1 protein-coding gene is annotated in these 381 nt (G+C 46.5%); it reads left to right on the forward strand.

The genetic code is table 11. The features are described 5' to 3' along the window. On the forward strand, positions 1–381 hold a 381-nt coding region (locus tag BIW53_RS20450; protein WP_139158904.1), incomplete at both ends, for an AMP-binding protein.

Here is a 381-nt window from a genome sequence, read left to right on the forward strand (position 1 = left end):
ACAGGCAAACCTAAAGGGGTCATGGTTGAACATGAAGCCGTCGCCGCATTCGTCTTTAACCAAGCCTATGTAGAGCGCGAGCGCGTCAATCGCGTCGCCAGTTTAGCGCCGTACTCCTTTGATGGCTTTGTCTTTGATGCATTCTATAGCTTATTACAAGGCGCTAGCTGTCATTTGTTTAGTAAAGAAACCTTACTCGATATGACACGCTTTAGTGAGGCATTACGTCATCATAATATTGATACTTTCTTCACCACAACGGCGTTGTTTAATCAGCTTGTCAAAGCCGGCGCGTTAGACAACACCTCAGTGAAAAATGTACTGTTCGGCGGCGAAGCGGCTGACGTTAAAGTCATACAACAGGCCATTGACCACTACCAA

This window comes from Pseudoalteromonas byunsanensis (genome assembly GCF_001854475.1).
Lineage (GTDB): Bacteria > Pseudomonadota > Gammaproteobacteria > Enterobacterales > Alteromonadaceae > Pseudoalteromonas > Pseudoalteromonas byunsanensis.